Below are 24631 nucleotides of genomic sequence, written 5' to 3'. Positions count from 1 at the left end.
TTAATAACAATCAGAGTACAATTTTTATTTTTGATGAGCGAAAGGGGGAGTTTAATTGAAAACAAAATATAGTATGGTAAAAGAATATATTCTTTCAAAAATCTTAGATGGTACATTCAAACCCAATCAAAAGATTAGTTCTGAAAGTGAATATATGAAGCAATTTAATGTAAGTCGTCATACAGTTCGACTTGCGATTGGAGATTTAGTTTCTCAAGGATATTTATACAGGGAGCAAGGGGCAGGCACTTTTTGTGCAGATCGTAAGAATATAGCGAATGCTGCATCGATGGTAAACCAAAAAAACATTGCCATAATGACAACGTATATTTCTGATTATATTTTTCCGTCCATAATTAGAGGTGCTGAATCGGTCCTTAGTCAACAAGGTTATCAAGTAAGCTTGTTTAGTACGAATAATGATCATGAAAAAGAGAAACAATTTTTACAACAAATCCTAACGCAACCTTTCGATGGGGTAATAATTGAACCAACGAGAAGTTCGATATCAAATCCAAATATTAATTATTATTTAGGTTTGGAGAAATCGCAAATACCATATATTATGATTAATTCATATTATGATGAGTTGGAACCATTAAGTCTTACGATGGATGATGAAGCAGGTGGCTATAAACAAACGGAACATCTCATTAACTTAGGACATAAGAATATCGTTGGAATGTTTAAAACAGATGATATCCAAGGAAATAAACGGATGAAAGGATATTTAAAAGCCCATAGAAAAAATAACTTGACCATTGATCCTACAAATATAGTGACCTATTTTACGAATGAAAAAGAATCAAAACCATTAACAGAACTGAGAAGGTTACTTGATGGGTCAGCAGAGGAAAGACCAACTGCAATTGTTTGTTATAACGATGAACTGGCGATTAAATTACTGGATGTTCTTAGAGAGAAAAATATATCAGTACCTAATGATATGTCAATCGTGGGATACGATGATTCATTTTTAGCAAAAGTTTCGGAAGTGAAATTGACTACCATTGCTCATCCATTAAGTGAAATGGGATCAAAAGCAGCTGAAATGATACTGAGTCTGGTAAAAAGCAATAAATCATTAACAAGAAAAAATGAATCGATCGTTTATGAGCCAGAGTTAGTGATAAGAAATTCGACGATCTCCATAAATAAACAAGAAGAAGAGATGCCAATATAAAGGCATCTTTTTTACTTGTGCGTATGAGTTGCGAACATAATAACTATAAGTTATTGACTAATTTTTGTTAAAATGCTAATATTTACACAATAAAACAACTTGTTAATTCAACTAGAATTTATACGTACATTTATGTTAGGTATCTTTCTTAATGAGGGGGGAAAAGAATTTAGTAGATAAATTGTAAGCGCTTAATAAAAAGGAGGGGTAAAATGAAAAAGTTCCATTTATTTATTTTATTAATTCTTTCCACTCTATTAGTTGCATGTGGTGGTGGCGGTGATGAAGAAGCACAGGCTGATGAAACGAGTGTTATTGGTGATGATATTGAAGGAGCTACGGAATTAACCTATTGGACATTCGCAACACAACATGTCGATTTATTTGAAGAATCTGCTAAAAGATGGAATGAAGAAAATCCAGATAATCCAATTAAATTAGTTGCAGAAGCTTATCCATTTGATCAAATGCATAATAATCTTTTACTATCTTTACAATCAGGAAAAGGCGCACCAGATATTGTAGATATTGAACTTGGTAGATTTGCAAATTACTTACAAGGTGAACCTCAACTAGAATCAATGAATGAGTATGTTGAACCTATAATCGATCAAGTGGTAGACTCACGTTTTGAAATTTATGCAAAAGATGGAGAATATTATGGTATACCAACACATGTGGGTGCAACTGTGATGTTTTACAATACAGAGATTATGGATGAAGCTGGTGTAGATATTGATTCTATTAAAACTTGGGATGATTTTATAAATGCGGGTAAAGAAGTTGTTGCTAATACGGATTCAGTTATGTGGAATGTCAGCACAACAGATTGGTTAATGGACTATTGGCCAATGATTTCCCAGCAAGAAACGGATATGTTTGATGAGGATGGCAATCTAATCATGGATAGTCAGACACATATTGATACATTACAATTCTTACAAGATGCCATTTATGAACATGAAATAGCAGAGTTAACTCCTGGTGGTATGAACCAATCTGAAGAATTCTACGGATACATGTCGGAAGGGAAATCAGCAAGTATATTAGCTCCTATTTGGTATATGGGACGTTTTCTTGATAATATGCCGGAATTGGAAGGAAAGATTGCTATTAGGCCGATGCCTGCATGGGAAGAAGGTGGAGATCGTTCAGCTGGAATGGGAGGAACTGGAACTGTAGTTACGAATCAAACCGAAGAAGTAGAACTTGCTAAAGAGTTTTTAGCATACACAAAATTATCTGAGCAGGGTAGTCAGGATCTTTGGACGGTACTTGGATTTGATCCTCCAAGATGGGATGTATGGGAAAGTGAAGCGGTGAGGGAAGATAATAAGTATTATCAATATTTTGGTGATAATATATTCGATGTATTGTTAGATGTACGAGATGAGATCAATGTTTTAAATATTACAGAATACACTCCAGATGTAGTAACCGAGTATAATACAAACGTGGCGGAGAATGTTTTAAGACAACAAGCACAAACGCCGGAAGAAGCGCTAAAACAAGCTTCCGAGACAATTAAGTCTAGTATGAATGAATAAACTAAAAGAAGAGTAGGATGGTCATACCTGCTCTTCTTTTATGTAAAATAACAAAAATATTGAATTATTAGAATAATAATGTATAATAACCATAACGTAACTTATACGTACGAATTATAAACTGGAAATGAAACCGTATACAATATATGGATTAAGGAGAGTGAATTATGGTAAATCAAATGAAAGCGAAAATGTTACTGGATAAAAACTATAAAATTGGAGTTGTTGATAAAAGAATCTATGGTTCATTTATCGAACATCTTGGTAGAGCGGTATATGGTGGGATTTACGAGCCTGATCATCCAGAAGCTGATGAGCAAGGTTTTCGAAAGGATGTTATCAATCTTGTAAAGGAATTACAAGTTCCAATTGTTCGTTATCCTGGTGGAAATATGGTTTCTGGTTATCATTGGGAGGATGGCGTTGGTAATGCGAGCAACCGACCTAAACGTCTCGAATTAGCTTGGAGAACAATTGAAACGAATGAAGTGGGTACGAATGAATTTATGGATTGGTCAAAAAAAGTAGGTGCTGAAGTGATGATGGCTGTTAACCTTGGTACAAGAGGAATTGATGCAGCCCGGAATTTAATTGAATATACAAACCATTCTCATGGAACGTACTGGAGTGATTTAAGGAGATCGCATGGCTATGAAAATCCGCACAATATAAAAACATGGTGTTTAGGAAATGAGATGGATGGACCATGGCAAGTAGGGCATAAAACGGCAGTTGAATATGGAAGAATTGCACAAGAAACAGGCAAGGCAATGAAGCTAGTAGATTCATCGATCGAATTAGTTGCTTGTGGTAGCTCCAATACGGATATGCCGACTTTTCCTGAATATGAAGCAACGGTATTAGATATAGCTTATGACGAAGTAGATTATATCTCACTTCATCAATACTATGGGAATAAGTCTGATGATACTCCTAACTATTTAGCAAAGAGCATGGATATGGATCATTTTATTCAGACAGTTATTTCTACATGTGATTATATAAAAGCAAAAAAAAGAAGTAAGAAAAAAATCATGTTGAGTTTTGATGAGTGGAATGTTTGGTATCATTCCAATGAAGCAGATCAACAGGTAGAGCCATGGAGTGTTGCACCTCCGTTATTAGAAGATATCTACAACTTTGAAGATGCTTTATTAGTAGGAAGTATGTTAATTACACTATTAAAACATGCGGATAGAGTGAAGATGGCATGTATGGCTCAACTCGTTAATGTTATTGCCCCTATCATGACAGACAATCAAGGTTCCGCATGGAGACAATCTATTTTTTACCCATACAAACATGTTTCTGTGTTTGGGAGAGGTCTCTCTCTACACTCCATAATAGATTCTCCTAAATATGATAGTAAGGACTTTACAGATGTACCTTATATAGACAGTGCAGTTGTATATAACGAAGAAGAGGAAGAGCTTACTATTTTTGCGGTGAATAAACATTTAGAGGAAACTATTTTACTAGATGTCGATATACGTAGCTTCCAAGGGTATGAGTTAATTGAACATATCGTTTTGGAAAATAATGATTTAAAAGCGACGAATACCGTTCATCATTCAAATGTAGTTCCGCATAACCAAGGGGACTCAGTAATTGAAAATGGAGAGTTGCAAATTCAATGTACATCGGCATCATGGAATGTTATTCGGTTAAAAAACAATCATGAATAACAAAAAAGATTTGAAATAGGAGGGAATAAAATGGAGTCGATGACAAATTCTGAAGAACTCTCACATCACAACCCTGGATCTATTCAAAAAGGAAAACCACCAAAACCCAAAAAACCAAACAATAAATTCCTGAACTTTATTAATTCGAGAAAAGTCGTGCCATATTTATTTGTTTCGCCATTCCTATTGTCTTTCTTGGTATTAACGTTATATCCAGCAATACAAGGAATAACCATGAGTTTTCAGCAAATCCTCCCTGGACAAAATACATTTATTGGTTTTTCTAATTATGAACGATTGTTTAATCCAGTATTTTTCAAAGCACTTTCGAATACATCTCTTTATGTTTTATTTACTGTGTTGATTCTAACGGTATTACCATTGTTTTTAGCGGTGTTTTTAGATTCGAAATTTGTGAAATTTAAGACTCTGTTCCGTGCCTCTTTATTCATACCAGCTTTAACATCAACAATTGTCGGAGGTATGATTTTTCGGTTAATGTTTGGTGAACAGGATACGGCCGTAGCAAATCAGATTATCCATTTTCTTGGTTTTGAGACGATGAACTGGCGATTTACTGCATGGTCAGCTATTTTCTTAATGGTCATTTTAGCATCGTGGCGTTGGATAGGCGTTAATATTTTATATTTTCTTGCCGCATTGCAAAATATTCCTCGGGAGTTATATGAAGCGGCTGAAATTGATGGAGCATCAAAATGGCAAAAACTTCGATTTATTACTGTACCACAATTAAAACCGATCATTATTTTTGTTAGTTCGATTACGATTATCAATGGATTTAGAATGTTTGAAGAAAGTTTTGTTTTTTGGGAAGCTGGTTCTCCTGGGAATATCGGTCTATCAGTTGTTGGTTACATTTATCAAGAGGGAATCCGTCAAAATGATATGGGATTCGGAGCGGCAATAGGTGTAGTTTTAATGTTGATAATTGCTGTTGTAAGTATGATTTATTTGATTGCAACAGGTGCCTTTAAGAAAGGGGATCAGTAAAATGATGGAGAAAAGAAAAAATAAACTACTTACTTGGGTAGGCACAATTAGTTTTACGATTATATCCCTTATAGCGTTATTCCCAATTATTAGTTTGATAATATCATCGTTTCGTCCCTCTTCAGAATTAATGCGACAAGGAATATCTTTTAAAATCAATTTGAGTGAATTAAGTCTTGATAATTATACTTACTTATTTACTCAAGCAGCAGAATATTGGGCATGGTATGGGAATAGCTTGGTCATTTCAGCTTTGACCATCATTCTTTCATTATTTTTTTCTTCCATGGTTGGCTATGCATTAGCGGTGTATGATTTTAAAGGGAAAAATCTATTCTTTGTCTTAGTTTTATTAATACTTATGATACCTTTTGAAATCTTGATGTTACCTCTTTATCAGTTAATGATAAATACACAATTAATTGATACGTATTTTGCGGTTATATTACCAATGGTGGTGGCTCCAGTTGCTGTATTTTTCTTTAGACAATATGCATTAGGTTTGCCAGTACAGTTAATGGATGCAGCTCGAATTGATGGAAGTACCGAATATGGTATTTTCTTTAAAATAATGTTGCCTTTAATGGGTCCGTCTTTAGCAGCAATGGCAATTCTACAAGGATTATCAAGCTGGAATAACTTTTTATGGCCGTTATTGGTACTCCGATCTAATGATATGTTTACGCTTCCTTTAGGATTGGCTACGTTACTTACACCATATGGAAATAATTATGATGTACTTATTGTAGGATCAGTTTTAACAATTATACCAATTGTAATTTTGTTCATTTTCTTCCAGCGTTATTTTATTGCAGGATTAACGACCGGTGGAGTAAAAGGTTAAAAACAAAGGTGGAGGTATATGATGTACTCTGGTGGCTGGATACATTCAATTGATCAAATTTTTGCTTGGATCTCTAAAGCAGTGTTACTCCAATTAATCTGGCTATGTTTTACCATTGCTGGTTTAATAGTTCTAGGTATATTCCCTGCAACGATTGCTGCCTTGGGGATAGCGAGAAAATGGCTGCAAGGAAATGACGATATTCCTATTTGGAAGACATTTAAACAAATATATGTTAATGAGTTTAAAAGATCAAATATATTAGGATGGGTACTGCTTATTGTAGGTGTAGTTCTATATGCGAATTTCAAGGTATTAGAGAGTTATCCAGTGAATTTACCAATAGTAGTACCATTTTCTTTTTATTTGATTATACTGTTTTATTTCATCATATTTGTGTGGTCCTTTCCACTATTAACACACTATAATACTTCTGTTATTAAATTATTGAAGAATGCTTTTATTATCGGAATCTCAAAAATTCATGTTTCTCTACTGATTATGATCAGTTTATTTTCCATTGTATATGTTTCTTTGCAATTTCCTGCTTTTCTATTTTTATTCTTTTCCAGTTTGATTGCAGTAGTGTGGATTTGGTTCTCCCTGGGCGTTTTTAAGAAAATGGACAGGGGGCAGAAGAATGAAATGATTTAAAACTAGTGGAGGGATAGTATGGTTTGCTTAGAAAAATTAAATAATCTTGCTCAAAATTTAAATTCGGAACATATCGATTTACCGTCTATTTTTCTTGGTAAAGGAGTAATAAAGGAAATAACGAACTATCTAAAACAAAATGAGTTCCAACATATTACATTTGTCGTCGATAATAATACGTTTAAAGCTGCTGGTGAAACAATTAAATCAAATATATTAAATGAGGGATTCGAAGCTCATGTAGTCGTTCTAACAGATAATGGAAATCAACAAGTTATTGCTGATGAACAAACGTTAGTAGAACTTTTTACAAAAACACCAATGGATACGGATGTGTATATTGCTGTTGGAGCAGGTACTATTCATGATATCACTCGTTTTTGTGCTTACTATATGAAACTACCATTTATATCGGTGCCAACTGCTGCATCTGTCGATGGTTTCACATCGAAAGGCGCACCTGTCATATTGAAGGGAGTGAAGGAAACATTACAAACTTCCTCACCGATAGCAGTTTTTGCAGATACGGACATTTTAGCAAGCTCTCCAAAAGAACTGACCGCAGCAGGGTTTGGGGATATGATTGCTGAATATACATCGCTATTAGATTGGAAGATTTCGGCATGGATAGGACATGAACCATATAATCAGCAGGCAGCAGAGATTACAAAAGATGCTTTACAACTTTGTGTAGATCACTGTGAAGAAATTGCAAATCATAGCAGCTATGGATTGGAAGTCCTTATGAAAGCATTAATAGAATCTGGATTAGTTATGCTATTATTGAATTATTCACGCCCAGCTTCGGGAGCCGAACACCATCTATCTCATTATTGGGAGATGTCATTATTAAAAAACGGTAAAAAACAACTATTACATGGGGCAAAGGTTGGGGTAGCTAGTACGATTATTATCGATGAATATAAAAATAAATTGGCAACTAAAAATGTCGATTCCTTTACTGGAACTACTCTTGGACAACGACTAACGCAACATTGGCAAGAGATAATGACTGTAATAGATGACCTGCCTTCAGCAGTGGAAGTAGCTGAGATGCTTTCACTTGTTCATGGACCTTCAAAGGTTGAAGAACTAGGGTTAGAGAAAGAGCTAGTACTAGAAAGTTTGCAGAACGCGCACACATTGCGGGAAAGATGTACAGGTCTCTTTTTATTAAATACATTATTATCTCCTAATCGGATTATAGGTTTATGAGTTGTAAAGGATGTAATAGGAAAACTGACTTTTCCTCGAGCCAAGTAGATGAACTTATAAAAGAACAGCTTGCTTTGGAAGAAAATCTAGTCGATGACATTGTATACGAGCGTAGAATAGACAAATGTAATCAATGTACTGCCTTGCTCAATCAAACGACATGTAGTTATTGTGGTTGCTTTGTAAAGTTTAGAGCACGCTTAGCTTATAAAACATGTCCCTACCCATCTGGTGGGAAGTGGGATATATGATATTAGGTTTGGAGATGAGTAGAGATGAAAAAACCAATTATAATTGCGATATCTTCTGTTTCAGGTGGTGGGAAAACGACCATTTCAAAAGCGCTCCAAAAAGAGTTAGACCTATCAAAGGTAATCCATTTTGACGATTATGACATTCCGGGACCAGATGATTTAATTAAATGGATCGAGAATAGTGGTGATAATAATGATTGGGATGTACATAAAATACATGAAGATATACAAAAATTATACAAGCAAAATTGGAAATATATTATTTTAGACTATCCATTTTTATATGAGAATCGACAGTTAGCAGATAAAATTGATATTGCGTTTTATATTAATACACCGTTAGATATTGCAATGGCAAGAAGAATATTAAGAGATGCAGAGGATATATCTTTACTAAGAAGCGATCTTCAAATTTATTTAGGAAATGGCAGAGAAGCATATTTGCAAATGGAAAAAGTGATTCAACCAAATGCTGATTATGTTATTTCAGGCCAACAACCCGTGAGTGATATTGTTAGTGAAATAGTTAAACGAATCTAGTAAACAGAACAGTGTGTACTATTGACATAGGAAAGAAGGTATCAAATTTAATTTGATACCTTCTTTTTGTATACTACAACTCAGAAGAAAAAATAAAATTCGTTCTTTTAGCTTATTTTTTCCATTTTATGTAAGAAAATCTAACAAACTCCTCGATATCTATTTGGATAAAGATATGATTTTAGTAGAATCATTCTTTCAAAATAAATTTATAGGAGGCGGAAACCATGAGTTTTAAATCAATGGTGAACAACACTGTAGCAATCTTTGTACTTTCATTTACCCTACTGATGGGAGTGGTCTTTACTCCGACTGTTTTCGCAGAAGAACAATTCAGCCTTGAAGAGATTACTGTTAAAGAGTTAAAGCAGGGCTATCAAGATGGTGATTTTACAGTAGAAGAAGTAGTAGGGGCATATTTGGAAAGAATTGAACAATATGAAAATACGTATAATGCATTCACCTTTATGAATGAGGATGCACTAGAACAAGCAAAAGAAATGGATCAAAAATTACAAAGTGGGGAAGATGAAGGCGAACTTGCTGGGGTGCCAATTGTAATAAAAGAAGCAGTAGATGTAACTGGTTTTCCTTCCACTTTTGGATGGAAAGGTTTTAGTAAAGCGAACGGGGGTGTAGAAATTATGCCAGAAGTGGACGCACCTATTGTACAAGAGTTAAAAGAAGCTGTAGCAATTATTTTAGGGAAGACAAATATTCCTGCATTTAGCGCTTCTGGAACGAATGCTAGTTCAAGTTGGGCAGGAGATACTTATAACGCTATTAACCCCAAATTTGCACCGGGTGGAAGTAGTTCAGGTACAGCAACAGCGATTTCTGGTAATTTCGCAGTTCTAGGTATTGCTGAAGAGACTGGTGGATCGATTCAAAATCCAGCAGCCGCTCAAGGTATTGTAGGTGTGAAACCGACGTTTGGATTGGTTCCTAGCGCAGGTACAACACCTTTAGCTGCTAATACTAGAGATGTATTAGGTCCTCATGCTAGGACAGTGGAAGATGCTGCAGCGATGTTGGATGTGATTGCCGGACCGAATGACCAAGATGAAAATACGGAGCAAGCGGTTGTTCCAGAAGACGGGTATACGGGAAATCTGAATGATTCAAGTTTAGAAGGAAAACGTCTAGGAATATATGGTGACGGTTGGCGTGATGAAGAGCTTTCTAAAGAAACTCAAGAGATGTACGATCGTGAAATCAAAGAGTTAGAAGCACAAGGAGCAAAGATAGTCGAAGATCCGTTTGCTGATACGGGCTTTAAGGAGTTTGTGGAAGAGTCTGGGAATATTGGCTATGATGCACTAGTAAGCGATATACAAAACTATCTGGATCGTATGGACCCGGAAGGAAACATGCCCACAATATCAGAGATATTCAATCAGGTAGAAGAAGTTCCTTGGGCAGAAGGTGGCCCTCTAAATCACTTTAAAGAAGAACGCGGAATTAATTTTGAAGAAGACTTAAAGGACCCATACGAAGTACCAGACTTAAGTGAATTTGAAGAAGTTAGAAAGAAGTATATTGAAATAATCGATCAAGTTATGGCGGAAAATGATTTAGATGGTTTCGTTTATCCTCAAATGTCACAAGAAACACCTCTTTTACATGATGAAGATAGCAGTATTGAAGCAACAACAGTATCGGAAATTAATATAAGCGGATTACCACTTGTTACAGTTCCTGCAGGTTACTATGAAAGTGGATCACCATTTGCACTGGCATTCTTCGGGGAACAATGGAGTGAAGCAGAATTATTAGCTATGGCGTATGATTATGAGCAAGCTACGCAACACCGTGAAGCACCTGCACTACAAGTAGGTGAAGAACTACCGCAAACTGCAACTAATAATTTGAATTATGTTATGTATGGAGCAATGATGATCATTTTTAGTGTTATATTAATCGTTGGAAAAAGAATAATTGTAAGAAGAGCAAACTAAGTAGGTGTATCTGAGACTGTAACTAGGGTTGAGACAAAATATTGAATCGACAGAGAAAATGAAGCTTGATTCAGGGGATGGGATTACTGCCTGTTAAATGCCGGGCGAATTCTTGAAAAACGCAAAAGAAATATACTCCTTAAGCCGAGCGGTAGTTATCCCTTTCTCTAATTGATTAAACCCCGTATAGCAATTCCTGAGTTTTCAAGAAATTTATACGGGGTTTTCCCTTTAATGGGCACATACACTTACATAAAATCTTACTCTATCATTTCTTTTTATGCTGCATACTGATTTTCTTCCATTTCTTTTTCTCTTCAGAGGCCAATTTTGCATTTTGTTTCCGTTCGATATAAGCCAACTCACGTTGTAACTTAAGATAACTATTCCAACGTCCCTCATCAAGATCACCCGTTTGTAAAGCATCTTTAACTGCGCAGTCTGGCTCCGTATCATGTTTGCAGTCTGTAAATCTACATTCGGCTATTAAATTATTTATATCTGAGAAAGTATGGCTCAATGTATCATTATCTTCTGTCCATAATTGTAATTCACGCATTCCGGGGGTATCGATAATTACTCCGCCAGTTGGTAAGATAAATAGTTCCCGATGTGTAGTGGTGTGCCTACCACGCTTATCATCTTCTCGAACAGATCCCGTCTTCAGGACTTCCACTGCCATAAGTGCATTGATAAGCGTAGACTTTCCAGCCCCTGAACTTCCAATTAACACGACAGAATCATCTTCGTGAATATTTGCCAAAATGTCTTCTTTTCCATCTTCTGAAGTCGCATTCCATTTGAATATGGGGATACCAAAAGCAATGCTGTCAGCATGTTCAATAATTGAATCAATATCGCTTGCGAGGTCTGCTTTTGAAAATACAATATATGGAGACGCTCCACTCTCCCAAACAGCAGTTAGATAACGTTCCAATTTCCGTTCATTTAAGTCTTCATCCGCACTAATGACAATGAAGACTTTTGTAACATTACTAGCAACGATTTGTGCGTCTGTCTTCAAGCCAGCAACCTTTCGTACAATACTGCTAAATCTAGGTAGTACGTCATCAATAATCACGATATCATTAGAGTCTTTTTCTTGTAAGACTACCCAATCTCCAACTGCTGGATAATCTTCTCTAGAGATAGCTTCATGTCGCATTTTTCCTTTTACTACAGCTGGTTTAAAACCGTTTATTGTCTGTAAAATATATCGTTCTTTTTGTTCTGTTACTACGCGGGCGAGTAAATCCGCTTGTCCGTTATAATTTATTTCTTCTCGATATGCATATTTTTGTTGAAATTCGTTCAAGTTCATTTCCTCCTAGTGTTTTGTAGGCATAAAAAAATTCGGATAGGCACTCGCCAACCGAATACAAAACACTAGATTAAACATATACACATAGTTATATGTTAAATGGCGTCCGACGTATAGGTAGGCAAGTGCATTAGAAAAATTTGAGCGTTTACATTTACAATTTTCATCACACATCACCTTCCTCTACATTATTTTCATTCATCATACATCAATTTGAAATTAATGTAAAGAAAATATTGAAAAATTAGGCGATTGACAGATGGTTCATGGTAAAGTAAATGAAAGAGAATAAGACAAAGGATGATTCCATTGATAAATGTATTACTAGAACCTTTAAAGTTAGAAGATGCACATGAACTACTTTCTTTTGAGAAAGAAAATAAGGATTATTTTGAGAGGTTTGTCCCATCAAGAGGAGCGGATTTTTATGACAATTATAGTTTTATGCACCGTATGGATAATTTAATGAAAGAGCAAAAGGATGGAATTGGAATTTACTACTTAATTAAAGATAACCATGGAAATATTTTAGGGCGTATCAATGTTGCTGAATTCGATAGGGAAAGTGGCCATGGAATTCTAGGCTATCGAATTGGGAAACTATACATAAAAAGTGGAATTGCTAGTAAAGCACTACAAATGTTATTAGATAATGCAGTTACTTTAGGAATCCATAGTTTAAGCGCTCAAACTACGATAGAAAATAAAGGATCACAAAAGGTTTTACTGCGAAATGGTTTTGTTGAGGATAGTTCTGTGGAGAAGTATAAAGTATCGTTTAATGATACAACTGACGATTTAATTACCTATAGGTGGATGAGATAATGTTAAGTGAAACGGATTTTAAAACTAAATTGAAACGAATATATGATGCAGAAAAAGTTAGATTAGGAGATAATGATTTAGAGTATGTAGTAAATCATATGTTACGTTATATCGGCAGTACGGACAGTGAACTGAGAGATAATCTTATATATCCATACTTCTATAAGTTATTAAGGGATGATTGTTTAAGTAAAGAACACTGGTACCGTATTATTGAAGTATGTATTGGTGAGGATTATTTATTTTATAAAATCGATGAAGGGCAATCTGATGGAGTATTTAAGCGTTCATTTACCGTATTAGTAATTGGACTATTTCTTGAAAAAGATAAAGAAAAAAGGTACTTTGATGAGATTTTTTCTATAAACGTAATGAAAGCAGTAATTTCCTATATAGAGCAAGAAAAAGATACTAGAGGATTTGTGGAAGGGAAAGGATGGGCACATAGTGTAGCACATGTTGCGGATGTATTTTGTATTATGACTGAACACCACTATTTTAACGAAAAAGATATCCCAAAAGTATTATCTGCAATAAAAACATCAATTATGGTTGAACATCCTTATATAGATGATGAAGAAGTAAGACTGTCTTTTATACTCCCAATGTTATTAAAAAAAGAATTAGGAGAGAATATTATTTTGAATTGGTTCAATGGGATCAATGAAGATTTGGAAATGTGGATAGCTGAAAATAAACAAAGTCTTAGATCTTATCGTCTTAAGTGGAATGTTATCAACTTTTATAAAGCGTCATATTTCTATATGAATCAAAAGAATTTATCCATAAATATACAGGAGAGACTGTTGGATTACATACATGAATGGAATGAGAATGCCTATAGTTAATGGAGGGTAAGAGCTTTGATAAATTTATTTGAATATAATTGGCAAGTTCGTGACGAGTGGCTTAACTGGTGTGAAACTATTCCTGAAGAAGAGTTATTTAAAAGAAGAGTCGGTGGAGTAAATAGTTTTCATTTTACGTTATTTCATATTATTGAAGTCGAGTATAGCTGGATAAGAGCCATTCAAGAGAAGCAAGATGTCCCGATAAACTATAAAGACTATCCATCAATGGAGTCATTACAATCCTTATCCAAAGACTGTCGACTTGAAATAGCTAGTTTCTTCGTTGACAATCCTACCTTTGATGGTAACAAACAAATTCAGCCAGAATGGGAAAAAACAAGCTTTTCCATACAGGATATTTTACATCATGTCATTGTTCATGAGGTTCATCATATCGGTCAATTATCTATCTGGGCGCGGGAAATAGGAGTAGAACCTATATCTGCTAGCTTTATTGACAGGGATATGAGGGAGGTGTCAGATTATTTGGAATAGAAGGAAGTGAACAAGGTTGATAAAAGCTGTCCTGTTTGATTTAGATAACACATTATTAGACCGAGATGAATCCATTAACCGATTTATCGAGAGCCAATATAGTCGGCTGAAGCATATGTTTGTTGATATTAGTCAGCATTATTATGTGGAGCGCTTTATTGAATTGGATAACCAAGGATATGAACCTAAAGATAAGGTATATAATGTGCTAACTCAGGAACTTTCTTTACCTGTTTTTGCTAAAGATTTACTTTATGAAGACTATATGAATAACTTTCATCAATATTGTGTACCATTTCCGCATATATTTGATACATTGAGTAATTTAAAACAATCGGGATATCAATTAGGGATTATAACAAACGGATTGACGGATTTTCAGTGGGCAAGCATTAAGGCATTACGAATAGAGGGATTTTTTAATGTGATTGTTATATCAGAAAAAGAGAGAATCAAGAAACCAAACCCTAAAATATTTCAACGTGCTTTAACTTCGTTACAATTATTACCGGAAGAGGCGATATTTATTGGGGACCATGTTGAAAATGATGTGAAAGCAGCTGAAAATGCAGGTTTACATAGCATATGGAAAATTAGAAATCAAGAAGCCGTATGTAAATTTCCAACATTTAGTGATTTTACTGAACTCATTTTCATAATTGACAAGCTACAGTTCGTGAATAAATAATTTATATTTAATTTGGATTGAAGGGCCGCGAATCACCAGGAATATCAAGATCTGAAAAGGTTGAATTGAAATGGTTTCTTCAAAATTTGATGCCTTTTCCTTTCCAAATTAACAAAAATAACCTTTGGATGAAGACAAAGGCTATTTTGTTAATCTATAAATTAGCATGGTGCAACCCATTATTGCCGATTTCTGTAATTATTCTAGTCATTTCTTCTGTTGACTCCTTCATTCCATCTTCTAGCCAACGTTCAATGACGTTAATACTTCCACTAATCACATATAAACTAATGTACTTTGAGCGGGTTTTATTGGAAATTATATGGTCATGGGTTAAAGAATCTATGATATGAGATTGAGCAGCTTCCATTACTCTATGCTGAAAACCCTTATTACCATGATCACTAAAAAGAATTCGGAAATGTTCACTTCTACTAACTACATAGTCAAGCAAGTATTTTGCCATTGCAAACATTTCTTTTTTATTTTGATAATTATATTGTCGTAAACTTTGGTCCAATTCTCTGATTATCTCTTCTTCAATGTGATGGAGTAAATCATATTGATCAGTGAAATGGCTATAAAAAGTGGATCGGTTGATATCCGCTTGAGAACAGAGCTCCTTAATAGTTATAGAAGAAATGGGTTTTTCATTTAAAAGTTCCATTAAACTATCCTTTAATACCATTCGTGTATATTTTTTTCTACGATCTAATTTCTTTTCCATATAAAAACCCTTTCATTTTGTGTTTTCCAACATTTTTTAGATAAGTGTTGTTAAAGTAACAAAAATTAACCGACTGTTTGTTGTGTAACTAACATCATGTATATATAATGTTAATGTAAAATCATTAAATCATCAAGATGTGGGGAAATTACATTGTCAAATTTAATTATTCGATATAAAAAATCTGTGGTCATTCTATTCTTCGTATTCATGATTACTTCAGCAGTTGCTTTCTTATTTGTAGATGTAAATTATAATATGCAAGATTATCTACCAGAGGATGCAGAATCAACTGTAGGATTAGATGTAATGGATGAAGAATTTTCCAGCGGGGTATCCAATACGAGTGTTATGATCGAGGATGTCACAATTCAAGAAGCAATGGAGTATAAGCAAGAAATAGAGTCACTTAACGGTGTCACCGAAGTGTTGTGGTTAGATGATGTAGTCGATCTTCGTGAACCAATTGAAGTAGCTGATACCGATACTGTAGAGAATTATTATAAGGATAATAAGGCTCTTTTGGCTGTTACGATAGAAAGTGGTGCCGAAGTAGAAGCTACCGATCAAATTTACGAACTAATCGGTGAAGAGAATGCGATTTCTGGTGAAGCTGCGAATACGGCGGCACAACAGAAAATGGCTGGTAGTGAAACAATGTATGCTGCGGCTTTACTAATCCCGATTATTATTATCATACTTGTTCTATCGACGAATTCGTGGTTAGAACCGGTATTTTTCCTAACAGCAATTGGTGTATCTGTACTGATTAACTTAGGTACAAATATCTTTGTAGGTGAAGTTTCTTTCATCACTCAATCAGTAGCGCCTATATTACAACTGGCAGTATCGCTGGACTATGCCATATTCCTATTACACAGCTTCCAGGATTATCGTAATAGGGGGAATAAGCCTGAAGAGGCTATGAAACTAGCAATGAAAGAATCTTTCCCAGTTGTTAGTGCTAGTGCCTTAACTACTTTCTTTGGATTCACAGCACTTATGTTTATGGACTTTGGAATTGGTGCTGATTTAGGGTTAAGTCTTGTTAAGGGTATTTTATTGAGTTTTATTAGTGTAATGGTATTTTTACCTGCATTAACATTGTTACTTTATCCTTGGATTGATAAAACACAACATAAATCACTTATTCCAAGTTTTAAAGGTGTAGGAAAGAAATTAATCAAGTTACGAATTCCAGTTTTTATTCTTATAGCACTGGTAATTGTTCCAAGTTTTCTTGCGCAAAGTAGTACTGAATTCACTTATGGTATGGGAGAGCAGCCAGAAAACACTCGCTTAGGTTCTGATATAAATCAGATTGAAGAGACGTTTGGAGAATCAACGTCTGTTGTACTATTAGTGCCTAACAATGATATCGGAAAAGAACAAGAAATGATCCAAGTAATTGATTCAATAGACCATGTAACATCCGTTGTGGGTTACGCTAATATGGTTGGGAGCACAATCCCACAGGATTATTTAGAAGAGAATGTAACCGAACAATTTCTTTCGGAAAACTACAGCAGAATTATTATAAATACTGACGTTGGTGCAGAAGGAGATGTACCATTTAAGTTAGTTGAAGAAGTTAGAGATGTGGCTACCACTTATTATGGAAATGAAGCATTAACACTGGGAGAAAGTGTTGCACTTTATGATATGAAAGAAACGGTCACTGCGGATAACAAATTAGTAAATATCCTTACTATTGTAACCATAGCACTAGTATTGTTATTCAGCTTCCGATCGATATCTATACCAGTTGTATTATTGCTAACTATACAATCTGCTGTATGGATTAACTTATCTGTACCATATTTCACAGATACATCCTTAGTGTTTGTAGGATATTTAATCGTGAGTACCGTACAGCTAGCTGCGACGGTAGATTATGCAATTCTGTTAACGGAGACTTACAAACACAATCGTAAAGATATGGCTGCTTTACCTGCCATCAAAAAGACGATTGATGATAAATTATTCTCCATAGCAGTATCTGCATCTATACTGTCTAGTGTTGGATTTATATTGTGGATGACATCATCGAATCCGATTGTAGGATCAATTGGTCTATTACTTGGTAGAGGGGCGTTATTAGCCTTTATTCTAGTAATTACGTTATTGCCAGCATTGCTTGTTATTGGAGATAAGTTGATATGGAAGACTACACTCGGTACGAAAGTTTATAAGGAGGAAAAACATGAAGATAATTAAATGGTTATGGCTTACACTAGCAATCTTTTTCTTTCCTGTATTGATTACAAATGCAGAAGCGAATACTTCTGATTCTGATGATATAGATAGTGAAAATACAGAAGCTGGAGAGGTTTCTAGTAAGAATGAAGTTATTTACGCAAATTTACAGGCCGGCGGAAGCTTGAAAGATATGTATGTTGTTAATGCGTTTGAATTATCAAAGCCCGGTTTGATTGAGGATTATGGTAATTATCAAGGAGTAAAAAATCTAACAGATACGTCACCTGTAGAACAGAATGATAATAAGATTTCGATGATTGCAGAAGATGATTCTTTTTATTATCAAGGCAATATTGCTAAAGAGTTACCTTGGTCATTTGATATCTCGTATTATCTAGATGGTAAAGAAATGAAACCAGAAGAAATGATTGGTGAATCGGGAGAAGTTGAAATAACCATTGATGTTCAAGAGAATGATATAGATACATCTGCATTCTTTGAAAATTATATGCTTCAAATCTCATTACCATTGAGTACAGATCACTTTCAAAATATAGAGGCGCAAGATGCAACAATAGCTAATGCAGGTAAGAATAAGCAAATTGCGTTCACTGTAATGCCTGAAGAAGAAGAACAATTTTCCATTAAAGCACAAACGGATAATTTTGAAGTGGACGGCTTAGAAATTTCTGCATTACCATCTTCTATGTCTATAGATAGTCCAGATACAGAGGAATTAACGAGTGAATTCGATTCGCTCACAGATGCAGTTGGAGATATCGATGACGGTGTAGGGGAATTAAATAATGGCATAACTGGATTAGCTTCTGGATTGTCTGAGTTAGAAAATGGATCATCCCAATATAAAAATGGGATGGATGAATTGAATCAATCTAGTAGTCAATTAACAAATGCTTCATCCCAAATTAATGACGCGCTATCTACGATTCAATCAGAAATAGGTCAAGCAAGCGGTGCAAGTGGATTAGAGCAATTAGAAGAATTAGACACTGCTGTAACTGAAATGGCCAGTGGATTAGAAGAACTAGCGAATGGCATGGATGAATTATCTTCAAACTACAGCGATGCTAATAAGGCCTTGGAGAATGCAATCAACCAGATTCCTGAGAGCTCGATTTCAGAATCAGATATTGAAGGGCTATATCAAAGTGGAGCAGATCAAGAGATTGTTGATGAATTGGTAAAAACATACGAAGCTGCTCAGACAATAAAAGGAACGTATGATTCAGTTGCAGAAGCTTTCGGTGCTGTTGAACCGAGCTTGACAACCTTTAGTGAGTCTACGAGAGAAGTATCGAGTCATTTACGCGATTTAGGAGCTGGTTTGGAAGAGTCTATGAATCAAGTAGATGTTGATGAAGGACTGAATGAACTTGTAACTGGATTAGAAGAAATGTCAGCTAATTACAGCCAATTTCATGATGGATTGATAGAATATACAAATGGCGTTAATGAATTAGCTAATTCCTATGGTGATATTCATAATGGAATCGGTGAATCTGCTGATGGTGCAGGTCAAATTGCTGAAGGTGCTAGCGAATTAGAAGATGGTACTGGACAGCTTTATGATGCAACTTCAGAAATACCTGATGAAATGCAAGAAGAAATTGATTCCATGATTTCACAATATGATAAATCTGACTTTGATCCAATCTCATTTGTATCCGATAAGAATGATGAAGTAACAGATTCTGTTGAATTTGTTATTAGTACAGACAGTCTTGTAAAAGAAGAGCCTGAGAATACGGAAGAGGAAACTGAAGAAGAAAAAGGGTTCTTAGAAAAATTAAAAGATTTATTTCGATAATTTTATGTAGAAATCATGAGGACTATCAAGTTTAATAGCTTGGTAGTCTTTTTTGTTACAAGAACCAAAAGGGTAATTTGGGATAAACTGGGGAGAAGAACGAAAACCTAAATTGAATGAAGTTTCACTTTATGGAGTTGAAAAGAATAGAAGGGGTATGTGAAAACGGAACAGAAGGACTAATGCTGTAAAACAATGATTTTACTAGGCAGTAAAGAATTAAAATTCCAGGAAACTTATCAATAAAAATTGAAAAATATCTCGAAAAATGGAGGTAAGTTTCCCAACTTAATTATCTATAAATCTAATATTATCAATGATATGATTAAAGTAGAAAAAGTAAACATGTGGTATTAGCATAAAAGCTTCCCCCCACTCACATGTTTACTCTTTTTATGTAAAATCTATAAATCGCCAATATAGTCGATGTTCATACGTTTTAGTAGGTATTCTTGAGACATTTGAAAGTATATAGAAGCGAGTTTATACTTTCCTCTTGTTTTGAATCCGTTAGCAAGCCATCCGGAATATTTTAGACAATGTCTCAGGTCTTGTATTCCATCAAAGTAATTAATTGCTGCCACACCTACTTCTTCTGTTATATATTGATACTTGGCAAGGTCTTGATACACTTTCAAATGATGCGTGTACTTTGGGTGAGCTTCCGGTGCGTTTTTTATTAAGGTAAATCCTTGATCTATCCAGTAAGAAACCTTATCCCATTTTTCATATTTTGCATATTCAATTACGATAGAGAAAATGGTAATAAGTTTGTTATTTGCTTTTTGTTTATAGGATAAGCTTTTTTTATAATATGGAATGACCTTTTCAGGCTGTAAATGAGAGCTCAAGGAACCTAGATTTTGATAAATTACTCCTTTTAAGAGTTCAACATCCTCTAACATTCGAGTTTCATTTGTCATTTTTAAAGCTAGCTCATAAGAATCGAGTGCTTCTTTAAGATTATTTCCTTTCTTATAAGCAATTCCAATTAGCAGATAACAGTCAATAGTTCTGTTGATAATGAAGGCACGCTGAAAATACTTTAAAGAGAGTTTTCCATATTCTATTGTATTAATTACTTCGTCACAGGAGTTATATGCAATGGCAAGCATATATTGATGGTCAGCTCTTTCCCATCCTTCTAGTACAATATCACTTGATATTACTAAAGCCTCTTTAAAATACGTTAAGGCTTGATGAATATCAGCATACGTATGATGGAAAATCGCTTTGCATTGTAAAAATAAAAATTGTTGGTTCGGTGTAAAGTTGTCTTTTTCTTGTTCTAAGTAATCTAGATAAAAAGTACTACGTTCTTTGTCCTCAAAGAAAAGTGTTAATCGTAAAATCAGTAATTGCAGTTCTAAAAAAGTCGTTTTACGGTAAATATTCTTTATATATTGCAGTTCATTTAATTTTTCTTCAATAAATTTGTATTCTCGATAAATTCGAGCTCGCTTAGAAATGGCACGTATTTCCTCAATAAATGCATCCTCATTTTTTTCTTGATCTGAAAGCTCAATATTTAATTTTTGCAATAAAAGATTAATGACCTCATCACTTGCTGTAGTTGTATTATTTTCGATTTTACTTAAGTAGGATGTGGAACAAATACCTTTTGCCAATTGAGTTTGTTTAATTTGCTGCTTTAGTCTCTCTAGTTTAATAATGTCCCCAATATTATTCATATTTCTCCCCCACCTTGCATATATCTATAGAATTATTATTTTTGTATATTAATTAGAATTGTCTGTTATTATTAGTTTAACGGTAATCATATAAATGAACAATAAAAATAGGTAAATTTGTATAATTTTGTATGGGGACACCAATACAAATTCCTAGAATAGCAGATTTCGTATTGGATGTTGTGGAGGGATTATAGATGGAAGACGGGATAATAGATATAGTAGAGCAATCCGATCGGCAGGTGCTACTATCACGATTAACTTCTATAAAAGAATTGGAAGGTAATCCGATGGGAGTTGAGTTCCTTCATATTGATACATGTACTGCATTTACAATAGGAAAAATTCCGGGCCCTTCGTTTAATAAAGTAATTGGATTTAGAGATGACCATATAAAAGAGCTATCAACGATTCTTTCTTTTTACCAACATAAATCTATTCCAGCTAGATTTGAGTTAATACCTTCAAATGATACAGCAAGAACTAAAGAGATATTAAAAAACAGGGGATATGTCCAAACAGATTCTCATCAGGTGTTATATCAAGATGTGGATGATTTGAACAAAAATAACGATCTGAACAAAAATGATTATATACATATAAGAGAGTTATATGAATCTGAATTTAATCTTTATGCAAAAATTTATGTTGAATCTTTCCATATGCCTTACTTTCTAGAAAAGTCTGTTTCACAGAATAATGCTATTTTAAGATTTAATCCTGAATGGAAATTTTATGTAGCTTCAATAGAGGAAACAGCTGTAGGGATAGCGGCGCTTCATATTAAAGGGAGTATTGGAACCTTGGCAATTGCGGCTACCTTACTTAATTATAGAAATAAAGGTGTTCATACTAAGCTCTTACAAAAAAGGATGACAGATGCTAAAGATGCTGGATGTAAATTAATAGTAGGTCAAGCAGCATGTGATTCAGTTAGTCAACGGAATATGGAAAAGGTAGGGATGAGGATAGCTTATACGAAGTTCATTTGCGAGAGAAATCTATGAACAAATGGATAGGTGCAGCGGCAGTTTGTATAAATAACCAGAGAGAAGTTTTCATGGTTCTTCAAGGAAAGAAAGAAGAAATCAAAACGTGGTCCGTTCCTTCTGGTGGGATAGAAGAAGGAGAAACGCTAGAGGAATGCTGTATACGTGAGTTAAATGAAGAAACGGGATATATTGGGAAATTAAATGGTAAATACCCAATTAAGACTAAAAACAGAATAGAAAAAGGTATATCTGTAGAAGTAAAATATTATAGAGTTAAGATTGTTGGCGGGAGTATGCATATACAAGATCCAGGTGGATTAATCTATGATATTAGATGGATTAATTTACTAGAGTTACGTGATTTAAATTTAACATTTCCAGAAGACCGCAAGTTTTTAGAAGGTTTACTAGAATAAGTTTAACCAGGAGGATAGTAGAATGTTGTATGTAGATGAGATATATGGTGAGTTTGAAATTGATGGAGTGCTTGTGGATTTAGTAGAAAGCGATCCTGTACAGCGATTAAAAGGTGTCTATCAAGGTGGTGCCAGTGCGCTAGTAAGTGATGAATGGAATGTTACTAGGTTTGAACATTCTCTCGGTGTTATGTTGCTGGTAAAACGATTAGGTGGATCTTTGGAAGAACAAATCGCAGCTTTACTCCATGATGTATCACACACTGCTTTTTCACACGTCATCGACCATGTGATGGGTAATCAACAAGAAAATTATCATGAGTTAATCTTTCAGAGGCTTATTGAAGAATCTACTATTCCAACTATATTAGAGAATTATGGATACAACTACCAAACGATTCTTCTCCATAATGATCAATGGAGAATACTCGAACGAGATGCTCCTCACTTATGTGCAGATCGTGTGGATTACACCTTGCGCGACCTATATCGTTCAAGACAGATTGAACGCCAAGATATAGAACAATTTTTAGAAGATCTTACAATAATGGATGGCTATATGTATTTGCGTACCATTAGTATTGCAGAGTGGTTTGTTCAAATCTACTATCAAGAGGTGTTAGATTATTTTTTACATCCGAAAAATATATACGCCTATGATCAGTTATCGAAAGTATTAAGATATGCATTAGATGAAAATGTGCTTGTTGAGGATGATTTTCTAAAGCAAGATAGTCAGATATTAGAGTTATTGAATAAAGTGGGAAATAAGGATATAACAGAGATGTTAAAGTCTATCCATAAAGGTATTCAAGTGGAAACCGTTGACGATAAATTCGATATATACATAAAAATGAAACCACGCTTTATTGATCCAGGTGTTGTTATTGGCGATGAAGTTATTCCAGTGTCTCATGTTTCTGCGAGAGTTAAACAAATGAATAACTATGCTAAAGAAAGAGCTGAAAAAGGAACTGGGATACGCATTATACAAATCTAAATATGAAGGAGAATGATCGTATTGAATACAATTGAAAAGAATCTGATAGAATCCTATAATAAAATGGCGGAGGAAAGAGATAAACTCCGTATTAGTGAATGGAAAAGGCAAGAGAGAGATGTATTTGAGCAATATATATTGAAAAAAGATAGTAAAAATTTACTTGAAGTTGGTGCTGGGACAGGTCAGGACAGTCTTTATTTTCAAAAATTAGGATTAGAAGTAACTAGCGTGGACTTGTCACCAGAGATGGTAAAGCTTTGTAAAGATAAGGGGCTACATGCGAAAGAAATGAGTGTCTTTGATTTGGAATTTCCGGATGATACCTTTGATGCGATTTGGTCACTAAACTGTTTATTACATATATCAAAGAATGATTTACCACGTGCATTGCAAGAAATTAAACGAGTACTAAAGCCTGAAGGGATTTTTTACATGGGGGTATATGGAGGAAAGGATTCTGAAGGTGCTTGGGAAAAAGATACGTACAATCCAAAGAGATTCTTCTCTTTTTACCCAGATGAAAAGATTCAAGATGCTGTAGAAAAGGTTTTTAAAGTAGAGTATATCAATATTATTCCTAAAAAAATTATTGGTGGAGAGCTAAGCTTTCAATCAATGATATTAAAAAAATAAGGAAAAAACCTCCATATCTATGAGAAGAATGTATGGATTGGAGGTTTAATTCGAAAGCTAAGAAAGTATAA

At 34.5% G+C, this 24631-nt stretch carries 23 protein-coding genes; 20 read left to right on the top strand and 3 right to left on the bottom strand.

All coding sequences use genetic code 11. The features are described from left to right. Nucleotides 1–55 precede the first annotated feature (55 nt). The 10 genes from ABC346_RS01725 (at nt 56) to ABC346_RS01680 (ending at nt 10891) form a co-directional block, all read left to right on the top strand. Nucleotides 56–1183, top strand: coding sequence for a GntR family transcriptional regulator (locus ABC346_RS01725; RefSeq protein ID WP_413233259.1), 1128 nt, complete (start codon nt 56–58; stop codon nt 1181–1183). Nucleotides 1184–1395: 212 nt separating this feature from the next. Continuing rightward, nucleotides 1396–2730 (top strand): ABC transporter substrate-binding protein, encoded by a 1335-nt coding sequence (locus tag ABC346_RS01720; protein WP_413233258.1) that lies wholly within the window; start codon nt 1396–1398, stop codon nt 2728–2730. 167 nt (nt 2731–2897) lie between these two features. Continuing rightward, nucleotides 2898–4415, top strand: a complete 1518-nt coding sequence (gene arfA / locus ABC346_RS01715) for an arabinosylfuranosidase ArfA (RefSeq protein ID WP_413233257.1) — start codon at nt 2898–2900, stop codon at nt 4413–4415. Between the two features lie 30 nt (nt 4416–4445). Then, entirely contained in the window at nt 4446–5426 is a 981-nt protein-coding gene (locus ABC346_RS01710) for a carbohydrate ABC transporter permease (protein ID WP_413233256.1), read from the top strand. Between the two features lies 1 nt (nt 5427). Beyond that, entirely contained in the window at nt 5428–6270 is an 843-nt protein-coding gene (locus ABC346_RS01705) for a carbohydrate ABC transporter permease (protein WP_413233255.1), read from the top strand. 18 nt (nt 6271–6288) lie between these two features. Further along, the gene (locus ABC346_RS01700; protein WP_413233254.1) at nt 6289–6924 is read left to right on the top strand and encodes a YesL family protein; all 636 of its coding nucleotides are present in this window, start codon (nt 6289–6291) and stop codon (nt 6922–6924) included. An 18-nt stretch (nt 6925–6942) separates the two neighbouring features. Then, a complete protein-coding gene (locus ABC346_RS01695; protein WP_413233253.1) occupies nt 6943–8139 on the top strand; it encodes a sn-glycerol-1-phosphate dehydrogenase in 1197 nt (398 codons plus the stop codon). Further along, nucleotides 8136–8390, top strand: coding sequence for a DUF6171 family protein (locus ABC346_RS01690; RefSeq protein WP_413233252.1), 255 nt, complete (start codon nt 8136–8138; stop codon nt 8388–8390). The genes ABC346_RS01695 and ABC346_RS01690 overlap by 4 nt, the downstream gene beginning before the upstream one ends. A 24-nt stretch (nt 8391–8414) precedes the next feature. Continuing rightward, on the top strand, nt 8415–8933 hold the full coding sequence (locus ABC346_RS01685) for a nucleoside/nucleotide kinase family protein (RefSeq protein WP_413233251.1): 519 nt from the start codon (nt 8415–8417) through the stop codon (nt 8931–8933). A gap of 227 nt (nt 8934–9160) precedes the next feature. After that, nucleotides 9161–10891 carry an amidase gene (locus tag ABC346_RS01680; RefSeq protein ID WP_413233250.1) on the top strand — a complete coding sequence of 577 codons (1731 nt, stop codon included), beginning with the start codon at nt 9161–9163 and terminating at the stop codon, nt 10889–10891. A 268-nt stretch (nt 10892–11159) separates the two neighbouring features. On the opposite strand, the gene rsgA is transcribed toward ABC346_RS01680, so the two are convergent. After that, entirely contained in the window at nt 11160–12212 is a 1053-nt protein-coding gene (gene rsgA / locus ABC346_RS01675) for a ribosome small subunit-dependent GTPase A (protein WP_413233249.1), read from the bottom strand. Between the two features lie 309 nt (nt 12213–12521). Between rsgA and ABC346_RS01670 the strand changes: the two genes are divergently transcribed. Genes ABC346_RS01670 through ABC346_RS01655 form a run of 4 tightly spaced genes read left to right on the top strand, consistent with a single transcriptional unit; the run spans nt 12522 to nt 15071 of the window. Then, nucleotides 12522–13037, top strand: coding sequence for a GNAT family N-acetyltransferase (locus ABC346_RS01670; protein WP_413233248.1), 516 nt, complete (start codon nt 12522–12524; stop codon nt 13035–13037). Then, nucleotides 13037–13885, top strand: a complete 849-nt coding sequence (locus tag ABC346_RS01665; RefSeq protein ID WP_413233247.1) for a DUF2785 domain-containing protein — start codon at nt 13037–13039, stop codon at nt 13883–13885. Before ABC346_RS01670 ends, ABC346_RS01665 begins: the two co-directional genes overlap by 1 nt. A 15-nt stretch (nt 13886–13900) precedes the next feature. Further along, nucleotides 13901–14383: a DinB family protein gene (locus ABC346_RS01660; protein ID WP_413233246.1), complete on the top strand. Its 483-nt coding sequence runs from the start codon at nt 13901–13903 to the stop codon at nt 14381–14383. Between the two features lie 16 nt (nt 14384–14399). Further along, on the top strand, nt 14400–15071 hold the full coding sequence (locus ABC346_RS01655) for an HAD family hydrolase (protein WP_413233245.1): 672 nt from the start codon (nt 14400–14402) through the stop codon (nt 15069–15071). A gap of 154 nt (nt 15072–15225) precedes the next feature. On the opposite strand, the gene ABC346_RS01650 is transcribed toward ABC346_RS01655, so the two are convergent. Next, complete coding sequence (locus ABC346_RS01650; RefSeq protein WP_413233244.1) at nt 15226–15798, bottom strand: TetR/AcrR family transcriptional regulator; 573 nt, start codon at nt 15796–15798, stop codon at nt 15226–15228. Nucleotides 15799–15951: 153 nt separating this feature from the next. Between ABC346_RS01650 and ABC346_RS01645 the strand changes: the two genes are divergently transcribed. Both ABC346_RS01645 and ABC346_RS01640 read left to right on the top strand, forming a co-directional pair. Beyond that, nucleotides 15952–18015, top strand: coding sequence for an efflux RND transporter permease subunit (locus tag ABC346_RS01645; RefSeq protein WP_413233243.1), 2064 nt, complete (start codon nt 15952–15954; stop codon nt 18013–18015). After that, nucleotides 18002–19825 (top strand): methyl-accepting chemotaxis protein, encoded by a 1824-nt coding sequence (locus ABC346_RS01640; RefSeq protein WP_413233242.1) that lies wholly within the window; start codon nt 18002–18004, stop codon nt 19823–19825. Before ABC346_RS01645 ends, ABC346_RS01640 begins: the two co-directional genes overlap by 14 nt. Nucleotides 19826–20229: 404 nt before the next feature. On the opposite strand, the gene ABC346_RS01635 is transcribed toward ABC346_RS01640, so the two are convergent. Further along, the gene (locus ABC346_RS01635; RefSeq protein WP_413233241.1) at nt 20230–21516 is read right to left on the bottom strand and encodes a helix-turn-helix domain-containing protein; all 1287 of its coding nucleotides are present in this window, start codon (nt 21514–21516) and stop codon (nt 20230–20232) included. A gap of 197 nt (nt 21517–21713) precedes the next feature. Here ABC346_RS01635 and ABC346_RS01630 point away from each other — a divergent pair, with 197 nt between their 5' ends. The 4 genes from ABC346_RS01630 to ABC346_RS01615 are packed head-to-tail and all read left to right on the top strand — an operon-like array spanning nt 21714 to nt 24560. Continuing rightward, entirely contained in the window at nt 21714–22523 is an 810-nt protein-coding gene (locus ABC346_RS01630) for a GNAT family N-acetyltransferase (RefSeq protein ID WP_413233240.1), read from the top strand. Beyond that, nucleotides 22520–22924, top strand: a complete 405-nt coding sequence (locus ABC346_RS01625; protein WP_413233239.1) for an NUDIX hydrolase — start codon at nt 22520–22522, stop codon at nt 22922–22924. The genes ABC346_RS01630 and ABC346_RS01625 overlap by 4 nt, the downstream gene beginning before the upstream one ends. Nucleotides 22925–22946: 22 nt before the next feature. Next, nucleotides 22947–23924 carry an HD domain-containing protein gene (locus ABC346_RS01620; RefSeq protein WP_413233238.1) on the top strand — a complete coding sequence of 326 codons (978 nt, stop codon included), beginning with the start codon at nt 22947–22949 and terminating at the stop codon, nt 23922–23924. Between the two features lie 21 nt (nt 23925–23945). Then, nucleotides 23946–24560 (top strand): class I SAM-dependent methyltransferase, encoded by a 615-nt coding sequence (locus tag ABC346_RS01615; protein WP_413233237.1) that lies wholly within the window; start codon nt 23946–23948, stop codon nt 24558–24560. Nucleotides 24561–24631: the final 71 nt, after the last annotated feature.

The organism is Oceanobacillus phoenicis, assembly GCF_047238145.1.
Lineage (GTDB): Bacteria > Bacillota > Bacilli > Bacillales > Amphibacillaceae > Oceanobacillus.
This window is presented reverse-complemented; position numbering and strand designations above follow the sequence as displayed.